This window comes from Caulobacter segnis (assembly GCF_023935105.1).
Lineage (GTDB): Bacteria > Pseudomonadota > Alphaproteobacteria > Caulobacterales > Caulobacteraceae > Caulobacter > Caulobacter segnis_B.
Window position 1 is genome coordinate 1,034,487 of the sequence record NZ_CP096040.1, and the last position, 13,527, is coordinate 1,048,013.

At 68.3% G+C, this 13,527-nt stretch carries 9 protein-coding genes; 6 read left to right on the forward strand and 3 right to left on the reverse strand.

The genetic code is table 11. The features are described from left to right. Positions 1 to 103: 103 nt before the first annotated feature. The gene (locus tag MZV50_RS05125; RefSeq protein ID WP_252633329.1) at positions 104 to 1,288 is read right to left on the reverse strand and encodes an alginate O-acetyltransferase AlgX-related protein; all 1,185 of its coding nucleotides are present in this window, start codon (positions 1,286 to 1,288) and stop codon (positions 104 to 106) included. A gap of 3 nt (positions 1,289 to 1,291) precedes the next feature. Beyond that, positions 1,292 to 2,692, reverse strand: a complete 1,401-nt coding sequence (locus MZV50_RS05130; RefSeq protein WP_252633330.1) for an MBOAT family O-acyltransferase — start codon at positions 2,690 to 2,692, stop codon at positions 1,292 to 1,294. A 211-nt stretch (positions 2,693 to 2,903) separates the two neighbouring features. Between MZV50_RS05130 and MZV50_RS05135 the strand changes: the two genes are divergently transcribed. After that, the gene (locus MZV50_RS05135; protein WP_252633331.1) at positions 2,904 to 4,079 is read left to right on the forward strand and encodes a YIP1 family protein; all 1,176 of its coding nucleotides are present in this window, start codon (positions 2,904 to 2,906) and stop codon (positions 4,077 to 4,079) included. Positions 4,080 to 4,212: 133 nt separating this feature from the next. Here the strand turns inward: MZV50_RS05135 and MZV50_RS05140 are convergent, their stop codons facing one another. Further along, on the reverse strand, positions 4,213 to 6,141 hold the full coding sequence (locus MZV50_RS05140) for an ATP-binding protein (RefSeq protein ID WP_252633332.1): 1,929 nt from the start codon (positions 6,139 to 6,141) through the stop codon (positions 4,213 to 4,215). 134 nt (positions 6,142 to 6,275) lie between these two features. Here MZV50_RS05140 and MZV50_RS05145 point away from each other — a divergent pair, with 134 nt between their 5' ends. The 5 genes from MZV50_RS05145 (at position 6,276) to MZV50_RS05165 (ending at position 13,507) form a co-directional block, all read left to right on the forward strand. After that, a complete protein-coding gene (locus MZV50_RS05145; protein ID WP_252633334.1) occupies positions 6,276 to 7,502 on the forward strand; it encodes a serine hydrolase domain-containing protein in 1,227 nt (408 codons plus the stop codon). 531 nt (positions 7,503 to 8,033) lie between these two features. Next, entirely contained in the window at positions 8,034 to 10,124 is a 2,091-nt protein-coding gene (locus MZV50_RS05150) for a 3-hydroxyacyl-CoA dehydrogenase NAD-binding domain-containing protein (RefSeq protein ID WP_252635182.1), read from the forward strand. A 179-nt stretch (positions 10,125 to 10,303) separates the two neighbouring features. Next, positions 10,304 to 11,845, forward strand: coding sequence for a class I adenylate-forming enzyme family protein (locus tag MZV50_RS05155; RefSeq protein ID WP_252633335.1), 1,542 nt, complete (start codon positions 10,304 to 10,306; stop codon positions 11,843 to 11,845). A gap of 114 nt (positions 11,846 to 11,959) precedes the next feature. Further along, on the forward strand, positions 11,960 to 12,949 hold the full coding sequence (locus MZV50_RS05160) for a DegT/DnrJ/EryC1/StrS family aminotransferase (RefSeq protein ID WP_252633337.1): 990 nt from the start codon (positions 11,960 to 11,962) through the stop codon (positions 12,947 to 12,949). Between the two features lie 57 nt (positions 12,950 to 13,006). Then, complete coding sequence (locus MZV50_RS05165) at positions 13,007 to 13,507, forward strand: DUF2199 domain-containing protein (protein ID WP_252633339.1); 501 nt, start codon at positions 13,007 to 13,009, stop codon at positions 13,505 to 13,507. The last annotated feature ends 20 nt before the right edge of the window (positions 13,508 to 13,527 follow it).

The window sequence follows — 13,527 nt, forward strand, 5'->3', positions numbered from 1 at the left end:
CGGCCACTGGACGATCGGGTCCAATTTAGGCGCCCGATGGGCCGGCTTAAAGGCCAGCTCCGTCCGTCACGGGACAATTACACTGCCCTAACGTCAGGGTTTGTCAGGAATGTTGCAGCGAACCCCGTTTCGAGGCGCTTTCCCGGGCGATTTCGACCTCGACCAAGTCCAGGAACTTGCGGCCGACCGCCCCGCCGGTCTGGCTCTCGACCTGCTCGAGCACCACGATGTCGGCGGCCATCAGCGCCTTCAGCACGGTCGGCGGCGTCGCGGTCAGGGCGTGGGCGCCGCCGTCGCGATACTCCACCGGGGCGAGCGTCAGGTAGCCGTAGTTTTGCGCCCGGCCGACCACCTTGGCCTGGTTCAGGAACAGGGCCAGCGGATCGAAGAAGCTGTCATTGACCGCGGCCATGGTCAGCTGGCCCGCGCCGACCGGATGGGGCGTCACCGCGGGGGCCTTCCAACCCTTGGGCGGGCGGCGCAGGTTCAGGAGGCCCGAGAGGTCGCGGTCCAGGCCCGTCTCGTCGGGCGCTTCGGCGACATCCCAGGTCAGGTCGGGGGTCGAGACGCCCTGGCGGTTCAGTTCCTCGCCGAACGCCCTGGCGGCCAGGGCCACGCCCAGCTGGTTCCAGTGGATGCCGTTTCGCGGAAAGAATTCGTAGCCCAGCTTGCCGCGCTGCGCCTCCAACACGGCGCGGCCATCGACCCAGTGGACGCCGGCGGCGTCCAGGGCCTGGCGAGCGGCGGGGTAGACGCTGTCGCGCCGGGGCGGTTCGCACGGATAGCCGGGCGGGATCTTGTCGGGGAACCAGGTCGTCTTGATCGGCGCCAGGACGTAGACGAACGTCTGGCCGCGCGCCTCGAACCAGTCCTGCGCGCGGCGCAGGCGGCGGGCGTAGTCGGGCATGGCCGCGACGTCGACCTTCAGCCGCAGGCCGCAATGGGCCTCGATGTAGCTCTCCTCGAACAGCGCGCCCTTGCGGCCCCGGATGATCGAGCCCGAGGCCATGGACGAGGTCCCGAACGTGTCCCATTGCCACTGGTTGTAGGCCCGCACGACCTTGGCGCGCGGGGGCAGGGCGGCGGCGGCCCGGGCCTCGGCCGCCTTCTGGTACGCGCCGCGCCAGAGGGCGGCGGGAGACAGGGTGACCTTTTCCGGCGGGATCTGCATGCCGATCAGGGTGGTGTCGGCCGGATGCTCGCGCAGCGCCCAGGCGCCGACCGCGCCGAGGCCGGCCAGCACCGCCAGGGCCAGGATCCGGGGTATCCAGGTGAGCAGAGCGCGCATGGCCTAGAACCGGAAATAGAGGAAGGGGTTGAACGTCGTCGTCAGGGCCTTGGCGATGGCCAGGACGCCCAGCAGGACGATGGCCAGCGACGCGGCCGCGCGGGCGGCGGGGATCGCGGAGGCGCGCGCGGTCAGGTCCTTGACCCATGGCGTGGCGGCGATCAGGGCGGCGATCAGGCCGATGGCCATGGCCGTGGCCTCGTGGGCGCGCACCGCCAGGAACTGGCCCTCCAGCCCCGGCCGGGCCATGGCGCCCAGCACCTGGCCCAGCTGCGGCAGGCCGTGGCTGCGGAAGATCGCCCAGCCGATCATGACCAGAGCCAGCGTGCCGGCGACCCGCAGCGGGCTGGGCAGTTTCCCCGTCCATTTCCACCAGCTCTGGCGGTCCAGCACCATGAACGCCCCGTGCCAGGCGCCCCACAGCACGAAGGTCCAGGCCGCCCCGTGCCACAGGCCCGACAGCAGGAAGCACAGCCACAGGTTCAGATAGGTCCGCGCCGGCCCACGCCGGTTGCCGCCCAGCGGGATGTAGAGATAGCTGCGGATCCAGGTGGTCAGCGAGATGTGCCAGCGCTTCCAGAACTCGGTGAAGCTGGTCGCGCCGTAGGGGTGGGCGAAGTTCTCGCGCAGGCGGAAGCCGAAGATCCGCGCCAGGCCCAGGGCCATGTCCGAATAGCCCGCGAAGTCGAAATAGATCTGCACGGTGAAGGCCAGCACCCCGATCCAGGCGCCGGCGAAGCCGATCGGCGCGTTGGCCGGGTCGAAGGCGCGGTCGGCGACCTGGCCGCAGACGTCGGCGATCAGCACCTTGCGGGCCAGGCCCCACAGAAACCGCAACAGGCCCCAGGCGCGGTCGTCCCAATCGGCGCGGCGGTCGCGCAGGGCGTCGTCGATCTCGTGGTACTTGATGATCGGTCCGGCCAGGACCTTGGGGAAGAAGAACACGAACAGCAGGTAGTCGCGCAAGGACCGCGCGCGCCGGCTCTCGCCTCGGCGCAGGTCGACCAGGTAGGTGATCTTCTCGAAGACGATGAACGACACGCCCAGCGGCAGCGCCAGGTTCAGGTGCGGCAGGGGACCCAGGATCGGTCGCGCCAGCGGCTGGACGGTGTCGAGCAGGAAGTCGGCGTACTTGTAGACGAACAGCAGCAGAAGGTTGGCGCAGACGCCCAGCGCCAGCCAGCGTTCGCCTTCACGCCCCGGGCGCTCGACGCGCGGACCCAGGGCGTAGTCGAGCAGGGCCGAGGCCAGAACCACCAGAACCGCGACCGGCTCGCCCCAGGCATAGAACAGCAGGCTGGCGACCAGCAGCGCCGTGTTCTTCAGGACTCTGGGCGCCAGCACGTAGAGCAGCAACGTCGGCGGCAGAACGAAGAACAGGAACAGCGGCGATGAAAAGAGCATGGCGTCTCGGGAGGCGTCGCCGGCGGACCCGGGGCTCGACCTTGGCCTGGAGGGTTATCCGGGCGGCGGTGCTTTGAACAGAGGCAAGGACTGGTCCAAAGGCCTGCCTGGACGCTCTGTCGGAAAACCGTCTTTCGACCTCCGCGCGAACTGTGCCTATAAGAGGGTTCGGGGCGGGCGCGCGAACTTTGGAAAAAGGAGCGTTCGCAGGATGTCGGTTGTTGATGGTGGATCGGCGGGGACCGGTCTGGTGGCGAGGGTCAAGGGCATACTGCTTTCGCCCTCCACGGAATGGGAACGGATCGAGCGGGAGCCCGCCACGATCGGCGGCCTGTTCACGGGTTATGTCTGCATCCTGGCCGCGATCCCGGCCGTTGCGGGCTTGATCGGCGGCCAGGTGTTCGGCCACGGAATTCCCGGATTCTCGTTCAAGCCCGGCCTGGGCTTCGCGATCGCCACGGCGGTGATCGGCTATGTCGGCGCGCTGCTGATGACCTTCATCCTGGGCATGGTGATCGACGGCCTGGCGCCCAGCTTCGGAGCCGAGAAGAACCGCGTGCAGGCTTTCAAGGTCGCGGCCTATTCCGGCACCGCCGGCTGGGTGGCGGGCGTGCTGCAGATCGTTCCCGCCCTGGGGATCATCACCCTGCTGGCCAGCCTCTATGGATGCTATCTGCTGTATCTGGGGCTGCCCCGCGTGATGAAGGCGCCGGCCGACAAGGCGCCTGGCTACGCCATCGTCACGATCATCGTGGCCATCGTGGTGTCCATCGTCATCAGCATGGTCACGGCGGCGGTTGGCGGCCTGGCCGGACTGGGCGGGCTTTCCGCCATGAACCATGCCGGCAAGGCCTCCGGCACGGTCGAGGTCAACGGCGCCAAGATCGACGTCGGCCGCATGCAGGCCGCGGCCGAGCGCGCCGAGGCCCTGTCGAAGAACCCGGGCAAGGCCGCTTCGCCGGAAGCGCTGAAGGCCCTGCTGCCCGCCAGCGCCGCCGGCTATTCGCGCGCCAGCGTCGAGACCAGCTCGAGCGGGACCGACCAGGCCGCGATCGTGGTGGCCACCGGCCAGTACGAGAAGCCGGACGGCGCCGCGTTCCGCCTGGAGATCACCGACCTTGGTCCGATGGCCGGCCTGACCGCCCTGGCCGCCGGCATGAACGGCCACGCGACCAAGGAGACCGCCAGCGGCTACGAGAAGACCGAGACCATCGACGGGCGCCTGACGACCGAGGAATGGGATCGCGACAGCAAGTCGGGCAAGTACTCGGTGGTGTACGGCGACCGCTTCTCGGTCCAGGCGGACGGCTCGGCCGCCAGCATCGACGACCTGAAGGCCGCGGTGCGGGCGGTCGACGGTGGACGCCTGGAAGCGATGGCCAAGTAGGGGCGAGCCACCTCATCGGCGTCATCCCGGCCGGAGCGCTTAGCGCTGAGAGCCGGGGGGCGCACTGCGCTTGGCCCCTGGGTCCCGGATAGCCTCCGCGAGGCTTCCGGGATGACACGGGATTGGGTCGTTCCTACGACGCCTTGCGCGTCCTGGGTCGTTCGGCGGTCAGCGCCGTGGCGATGGCCTGGGTCAAGGCGGTCGGCGACAGCGGCTTGGCGATCGCGCCATCCATGCCGGCGGCCAGATAGGCGGCCTGCTGGTGGGCCATGGCGTTGGCGGTCATGGCCAGGATCGGCGCGGCGCCCGCGTGGCCCTTGAGGGCGCGGATGCGCTGGGTGGCCTCGACGCCGTCCATGCCGGGCATCTGGATGTCCATCAGGATCAGGTCGAAGCCGGCGCGGGCGGCGGCCACGCCCTGCACTCCGTCCTCGGCGGTGGTCACCCGTGCGCCCAGAGCCTCCAGCATGCGGCTGGCGATCAGGCGGTTGGTGGCGTTGTCCTCGACCAGGAGCACGCGCAGGCCGGCGAACAGCGGGGCGTCGGCCTCGTCGTCGTGCGCGGCGGGGGCGGGGCAGGCGTCGGCCTCGACCTCCAGCCAGAAGGTCGAGCCCTGGCCCAGGGTGCTCTCGAACCCGACCTCGCCGCCCATCATCTCGGCCAGGCGCCGGCAAATGGCCAGGCCCAGGCCCGAACCGCCGAAGCGGCGAGTCGTCGAGCCGTCGCCCTGGTGGAAGCGCTCGAACAGCGTCTTGCCGGCCTCCTCGCCGATGCCGACGCCGGTATCCTGGATCTCGAAGCGCAACCGCGGGCGATCGCCCGCGCGCGCTCCGGACAGTCGGGCCACGACGCCCCCCTGCAGGGTGAACTTCACCGCGTTGCCCAGCAGGTTGAACAGGGCCTGGCGCAGGCGCAGCGGATCGGTGGCGACCCAGCCCAGGTCGCCTTCGCCCGCTGGGGGCGCCTCGACGCGCAGATACAGGCCCTTGGCCTCGGCCTGGGGGCGCAGCATGTCGGCCACGCCCGCCAGCAGATCGGCGGGTTCCACCGGCTCGGCCGTCAGCTCCAGCTTGCCGGCCTCGATCTTCGAGAAGTCGATGATGTCGTTCAGCAGCTCCGACAGCATCGCGCCGCAGCCCAGGGCCTCGGTCAGCAGGCGGCGGCCGTCGTCGGTCAGCCGCTCGCTCTTCAGCAGGTGCAGCACGCCCAGCACGCCATTCATCGGGGTGCGGATCTCGTGGCTCATATTGGCCAGGAACTGGCTCTTGGCCTCGCCGGCGGCCAGGGCCGCGTCGCGGGCGTCGACCAGCTCGGTGACGTTCTGGCTGATGCCGATCACGTCCCAGGCGTGGGGGCTGGCCCCGCGCACGCCGCGCCAGGCCGCGTGCATGTGCGCCCAGGCCTCGTTGCCGGGATCCAGGTAGCGGTAGTCGATCTCGACATGCTCGCCGGTGCGCAGGGTGCGGGAGAAGGCCTCCCAGACCCGCTCGCGGTCCTCGGCGTGGATCGACATCGTCATCTCGGCCACGGTCATCGTCCGCATGCCGCCTTGCGGCGCGCTGGGCGTGGGGATGTCCTGGTCGAAGACGTAGACGCCCTTGCGCGGGTTGAAGCGCCAGACATAGACGCCGGCGGCGGTGCGCAGCAGCTCGTTCGAGCGCTCGGCCTGCTGGCGGACGATCTCGCGGGCGCGGTCCTCGCTGAAGTCCTGGAACACGATCATCAGGCCGCCGCCTTCCAGGACCTTGGACTGCGAGCGCACCCACAGCCAGCCGCCGCCTTTGCGGGCCAGGCGGTGCTGCGAGCGGGCGTGGCCGACGACGCGCAGGGCGTCGGCGATCGCGTGGATCACCTCGGTGTCGTGCAGGTGGAAGAAGTCGCGGATCGGCCGGCCCAGGGTGTCCTCGGCGGTCCAGCCGGTCAGGTTGGTCCAGGCGGGATTGACGCGGATGATGGCGTCGTCCTGCAGGATGACGAACATGTCGAGGCTGCTCTGGAAGAACCAGTCGGCCGCCGCCGCTTCGATTCTGGAGGCAGCCTCGGCGTCCAAGCGCTTGCCCATCCCGTTTCCCTCGTTTTCAATCGATATGCGCAGGATCGGGTAAAGTTTACGTTGCGACGAAAGGTCTCGGCGGCGATTTCGATCCATGGGTATGCAAGCATGACCGGAAAAGGTCGCGAGGGGAGTCCAGGACTTTGAGTACACCAGAAGCCGTAGGGCTATCGAGTGATCGACTGAATCGCATCGATCGTTTCATAAAGACTAAGTATATCGACAGCGGAAAACTACCCTGCGCGCTCACCCAAGTCTGGCGGCGTGGGCAACTGGCCTATACGTCGGTACTGGGCAGCGCCGATATCGAGCGCGGGAAGCCGTTGAAGGCTGACAGCCTGTTTCGCATCTACTCGATGACCAAGCCGGTCACCAGCGTGGCCTTCATGATGCTGGTCGAGGACGGGCTGGTGGCCCTGGACGACCCGGTGCACCGCTTCATCCCGGCCTGGCGCGACCAGGGCGTGTTCGTGGCCGGAACGCCGGGCGCGTTCCAGACCCGGCGCGCGGCCGAGCCGATGCGGATGATCGACCTGCTGCGCCACACCTCCGGTCTGACGTACGGCTTCCAGCAGCGGACCAATGTCGACGCGGCCTATCGCAAGCTGAAGCTGGACGGCGTCGACAGCGAGGGCGGGCTGCAGGGCTATGTCGACGCCCTGGCGACCGTGCCGCTGGAGTTCTCGCCTGGCGAGTCCTGGAACTATTCGGTGTCGACCGACGTCCTCGGCTATCTGGTCGAGAAGATCTCGGGCCTGCCGTTCGACGTCTTCCTGAAGACCCGCATCTTCGACCCGCTGAAGATGGTCGACACCGGCTTCTTCGTCCCCGAAGGCCAGCGCGATCGCTTCACCGCGTGCTACGCCCTGACGCCGACGGGCAAGGTGGTGCTGCAGGACGATCCCGAGAAGAGCCGCTTCCTGACCGATCCGTCGGTCAAGTCCGGCGGCGGCGGCCTGGTCTCGACCGCCGACGACTACATGCGCTTCTGCCGCATGCTGCTGAACGGTGGCGAGCTGGATGGCGCGCGCCTGCTCAGCCCCAAGACCATCAGGCTGATGACCATGAACCACCTGCCCGGCGGCAAGGAGCTGGTGCATCTGTCCAAGTCGCTGTTCAGCGAGGCGGTGTTCGAGGGGCTGGGCTTCGGCCTCGGCTTCGCCATGACCATCGACCAGGCCCGGACCAAGAACCTGGGCTCGCTGGGCGAATACTTCTGGGGCGGCATGGCCTCGACGGCGTTCTGGATCGATCCGGTCGAGGACCTGGCGGTGGTGTTCATGACCCAGCTGATGCCCTCGACCGCGTATCCGATCCGTCGGGAACTGCGGACGCTGGTGTATTCGAGCTTCACGGAAGCGGCGGGGTAGATGAGCAATCCTCCCCCTAGCGGGGGAGGTGGTCCGAAGGACCGGAGGGGGAAGTGCCGGAGAGCTTGCCTCTTCCCCCTCGTCTCTTCGAGCCGACACCTCCCCCGCCGGGGGGAGGATTGGAGCTGGCTTCACCCGCAAAGAAAACGGCGCGGGAGGTCTTCCCGCGCCGAGTTGCGCTTTACCAAAGTCCGACGCATTGCGAGCAATACGCCACGCTCGCGGATCCACCGACTTCGAAACGTCAGGACGCGTGCAAGTCGCGCCCAAAGCCCATGACTTTCCGCGAACGCCCTCCCCAGCGCGGATCATTCTCTCTGGATTTCAGCTAAATGCGAAGGTGGCGCTCGTCCGACCTCGCACCCGCTCCCATGGATGACCTCGGCTGAAACTGTGATTTCGAATTTGGAGTATGCCGTTTGAGCCGTCAACGGCCGGCGCCGCGAAAACAGGCGCCCGCGCCGGGGTCTGGACATCTTCGCCGGAGCGTGCAGGCTGGCTTCAAACAATCGTTCAATGAACAAGACAGGGGTGGAAGCCGTCATGGCCGCGATCAACGCCGTCACCGATCTTTCCGTCGAAGGCGACATTGGCGTCGTCACGCTGAACTCGCCGCCGGTCAACGCGCTGTCGGCCCAGGTCCGCGAAGGCCTGAAGGGCGCGTTCGAGGGCGCGATCGCCGATCCGGCCGTCAAGGCGATCGTGCTGATCTGCGACGGCCGCACCTTCATCGCCGGCGCCGACATCACCGAGTTCGGCAAGGCCATGACCGGGCCGTCGCTGCAGGACGTCCAGGCCATCATCGAAAACTCGCCCAAGCCCGTCGTGGCCGCGATCCACGGTACGGCCCTGGGCGGCGGCTTGGAGGTGGCGCTGGTCGCCAACTACCGCGTGGCCGTGCCGTCGGCCAAGGCCGGCCTGCCCGAGGTCAACATCGGCCTGCTGCCTGGCGCCGGCGGCACCCAGCGCCTGCCGCGCATCGTCGGCGTCGAGAAGGCGCTGGAGATGGTCACCAGCGGCCAGCACGTTCCGGCCAAGGCGGCGCTCGCCATGGGCCTGTTCGACGAACTGGTCGAGGAGGGGGACCTGCGCGCCGGGGCGATCGCCTTCGCCCATAAGGTGTTGGCCGAGGGCCGACCGCTGAACAAGGTCCGCGACCTCAACGCCAAGGTCGAGGCGGCGCGCGGCAAGCCCGAGATCTTCGCCGACTTCCGCAAGGCCAACGCCAAGAAGTTCCGCGGCTTCATGGCCCCCGAGAACAACATCAAGTGCATCGAGGCGGCGGTGAACCTGTCCTTCGACGAGGGGCTAAAGGAAGAGCGCAAGCTGTTCATGGAGCTGATGACCGGCAGCCAGTCGGCCGCCCAGCGCTATGTGTTCTTCGCCGAACGCCAAGCCGCCAAGATCCCGGACGTGCCGGACGACACCCCGACCATCCCGGTCAAGAAGGTCGGTGTCATCGGGGCCGGCACCATGGGTGGCGGCATCTCGATGAACTTCCTCAACGCCGGCATCCCGGTGACGATCATCGAGGCCAAGCAGGAGAACCTGGAGCGCGGCGTCGGCGTCATCCGCAAGAACTACGAGAACACCGCCAAGAAGGGCCGTCTGACCCAGGACGACGTCGAAAAGCGCATGGGCCTGCTGACGCCCTCGATGAACCTCGAGGACCTCGCCGACTGCGACCTGATCATCGAGGCGGTGTTCGAGCTGATGGAGATCAAGAAGGAGGTCTTCGGCAAGCTGGACAAGATCGCCAAGCCCGGCGCGATCCTGGCCTCGAACACCTCGTACCTGGACATCGACGTGATCGCCGCCTCGACCTCGCGACCCGAGAGCGTGATCGGCCTGCACTTCTTCTCGCCGGCCAATGTCATGCGCCTGCTGGAGATCGTGCGCGGGGCCAAGACCGACAAGTCGGTGATCGCCACGTCGATGCAGATCGGCAAGAAGATCGGCAAGGTCGCCGTGCTGGTCGGCAACTGCCACGGCTTCGTCGGCAACCGCATGCTGGCCCAGCGCCAGCGCGAGGCCCAGAAGCTGATCCTGGAAGGCGCCATGCCCTGGGACGTCGACCGGGTGCTGTTCGACTTCGGCCTGCCGATGGGGCCGTTCGCGATGAGTGACCTGGCCGGTCTCGACATCGGTTGGGATCCGGCCAAGACCAGTTCCTCGACCGTGCGCGAGGTGCTGTGCGAGATGGACCGCCGCGGCCAGAAGAACGGCAAGGGCTTCTACGACTACGACGAGAACCGCAACGCCAAGCCGTCGCCCGTGGTCGAGCAGGTGATCCGCGACTTCGCCGAGAAGCGCCAGATCCAGCGCCGCGAGATCAGCGACCAGGAGATCCTGGAGCGGTGCCTGTATCCGATGGTCAATGAGGGGGCGAAGATCCTGGAAGAGGGCAAGGCCATCCGGGCGTCCGACATCGATATCGTCTGGATCAACGGCTATGGCTGGCCGGTCTATCGCGGCGGCCCGATGTTCTGGGGCGAGCTGGTGGGTCTCGACAAGATCCTGGCCAAGATGCGCGAGTTCCACGAGACGCTCGGCGACGACTTCAAGCCGTCGGCTCTGCTGGAGCGCCTGGTGGCCGAGGGCAAGGGTTTCAAGGACGCCTGACCGTTCCCTCCCCCTTGATGGGGGAGTGTGACCCCAATCCGCTCATCCCCGCGAAAGCGGGGACCCAAGCGGACTTCGATTTGTAGCGCCGTTCAGGATTGATCGTCGGACTCGGCTTGGATCCCCGCTTTCGCGGAGATGAGCGGTGTTTGGTGGATCGGGTTACGTAAGGAAAAGCCATGACCATCGCCGCCATGATGTCCGCCGACTACGGCGTGATGGGCGATATCCTTCGCGAGCGGGCCAAGGCCGGCCCCAACCACCCGGCCGTGATCATGGAGACCGGCGAGAGCGTCACCTACGCCGAATTCGATGCCCTGGCCAACCGGGTCGCCGCCGCCCTGCAGCGTGACGGGATTGAGCTCGGCGAGGCGATCGCCGTCTGCGCCCTGTCGTCGATCCCCTACGCGGCGCTTTTCCTGGGCGCCTTGCGGGCCGGGGTGGCGGTGGCGCCGATCGCCCCGTCCTCGACGCCCGAGGCCATCGCCGGCATGGTCGCCGACTGCGGCGCCAAGCTGTTCTTCCTCGACGCCGGCGTGGAGGAAGCCCAGAAGCCCGCGCCGATCGCCGTCCGCCAAGTCCGTCTCGACACCGACGCCTTCGACGCCTGGCTGGCCCCGCTAAACGCCCGCCCGAGGCCGGTCGAGATCGGTCCCGACCACCCCTTCAACATCATCTATTCCAGCGGCACGACCGGCACGCCCAAGGGCATCGTCCAGTCGCACGGCATGCGCTGGCGGCACGTGTTCCGGGGCGACGCGGTCGGCTATGGGCCCGACGCGGTCACCGTGCTGTCGACCCCGCTCTATTCGAACACCACCCTGGTCTGCTTCTTCCCCACCCTGGCGGGCGGCGGGACCGTGGTGCTGATGAAGAAGTTCGACGCCGGCCGCTATCTGGAGCTGGCCCAGGCCCATCGCATGACCCACACCATGCTGGTGCCGGTGCAGTACCGCCGCCTGATGGAGCGGCCGGACTTCGACCGCTACGACCTGTCGTCGACGCATCTGAAGTTCTGCACCAGCGCGCCGTTCGCGGCCGAGCTGAAGGCCGACGTGCTGCGCCGCTGGCCCGGCGGACTGGTGGAATACTTCGGCATGACCGAGGGCGGCGGCACCTGCATCCTGATCGCCCACGAGCATCCGGACAAGCTGCACACGGTCGGCCAGCCCGCGCCAGGCCACGACATTCGCCTGATCGACGAGGACGGCGTCCAGGTCGGCCCGGGCGTGGTCGGCGAGATCGTCGGCCGCTCGGCCGGCATGATGAACGGGTATCACGGCCGCCCGGACAAGACCGCCGAGGCGACCTGGACCTCGCCCGAGGGTTGGCGCTTCATTCGAACGGGGGATGTCGGCCGCTTCGACGAGGACGGCTTCCTGACGCTGATGGATCGCAAGAAGGACATGATCATCAGCGGCGGTTTCAACATCTATCCGTCCGACCTGGAGGCGGTGCTGATCCAGCATCCGGCCGTGGTCGAGGCGGCGGTGGTCGGCGTGCCGTCGGACGCCTGGGGCGAGACACCGGTGGCCTTCGTGGCGCTGAAAGGCGGGCAAGCGGCTGATCCGGGCGAGATCAAGGCCTTCGTCAACGGCCAGGTCGGTAAGACCCAGCGCCTGGCGGACGTTCGTGTCGTCGATAGCCTGCCGCGCAGCCATATCGGCAAGGTTTTGAAGCGAGAGCTGAGGGACTCCTGGCAAAAATCGCCTAGTGCTTGATCGTTTTTGCCGCGACCGCGCGCCGCATTAGGCCCGGTGGAATCGATAATTACGGTTGCTTAACCATGAGGTGCGGCCATCGGGTCGCCCGGTTCGTCGTGGATTGCGCCCGTTATGCCGCCGAAGCCCGTCGCCGCTCCGATCAACGCCCTTCAGGGAAGCGCCTTCGTTCGCGCCGCCCAGGATGTCGCGCCGATCGACTTCCAGGCCGTCGCCCGCGCCCTGGGCGCGGCCGGCCATGCCTCCGACCTGGATCAGCGTCTGGCCGGCCGCTTCGCCCGTCCCGTCGCCGTCCGCGCCTTCGCCGACCGCATCGAGGCCACCGCCGCCGCGCTGCGGGCCCTGGGCGCCCGCGCTGGCGGGGTCTGCGTCGTCTCGGCCCTGGCCGATCCCGAAACCCTGGCCGGCGTCGCCGCCGCGGGCCTGAAGGCCTGGCTGGTCGACGTCGATCCGTTCAGCGCCATGTTCGACACCGCCCACCTGCGCGAGCGCCTGCCCGAGGCGCCGGGGCCGCTGGAGGCTATCGTCCCCGCCGCCGCCCATGGCCGCGCGCCCGACATGCGCGCCTGGGCCGCCTTCCGCGCCGAGACCGGCCTGCCGATCCTGGTCGACGCCACCGGCGCCTTCGACGTGGTGATCGAGGCGCCTGTTCCTGTTGTCGTGGGCCTCCCCGCTGGGGCGGGCGTGTTCGTGGCCTGCGAGGACGCCACCCCGGTCAACGCCATCGAGGCGCGGCCCTTCGCTGGCGATGACGGCCTCTCGACCTGGCCCGGCCTGCGTCAGCGCCTGTGCGGCATGGCCCAGCAGCTGCGTGTCCTGTTGCTGGACAGCGGCGTCGGCTTCCAGCCCGGCTGGGGCATGAGCTGGATCTCGCCGACCTGCGCGCTCAGCCTGCCCACCGACGACGCCGGCGCCGTGGCCTGGAGGCTTCAGGCCGCCGGCGTGGCGGCCAGCTGCGCCGTCCGCGACCGCAACCTCGTCGCCGACGACACCCCGGCGGCCGACCGCCTGGCCGCCTCGACCGTGGTGCTGACCCTGGATCCGAACCTCGACATCGAGGCGCTGGACCGCCTATGCGACGCGCTGCGGGACGCGGTGGGCTAGAGCCGGCCAGCGACTTGGCCTAAGCCTTCGCGCGTGGACCCACACCGAAGGCAAGTGATGGCCGAAGACTTCTCCTGCGCGATCTGTGGCGATCGTCACGACAGCCTGTCCCGCGACTGGGGCTATGGCCTGCCCGACGAGGTCTGGGCCCTGTCCGAGGAAGACCGCGAGGGCCAGGTCCGCTTCAACGACGACCTGTGCCAGTGGGGCGAGCGCGCTTTCATCCGCTGCATCCTGCCCGTGCCGCTGAAGGGCGCGGACGACTATTTCGGCTGGGGCCCGTGGGTCGAGGTCGATGCCGAAGTGTTCGCGCGCTATCTCGAACTCTATGACGAGGACGGGCGCGAGGAGCCGCCGGTTCCCGGCAAGCTGGCCAACAAGCTGGAGGCCTATCCTGGCGTGACGCTGGGCACGCGCCTGCTGATCCAGTTCCAGGATCCCGGCGAGCGGCCGATCCTGACCCTGCTCGAAAGCGACAAGAGCCGCCTGGCGCAGGAGCAGCGCGACGGCATCGACGCCGCCCGACACCACGAGATCCTGGAGATCTGTAAGGCGTAGAGCGGGTGTTTGACTCTTAA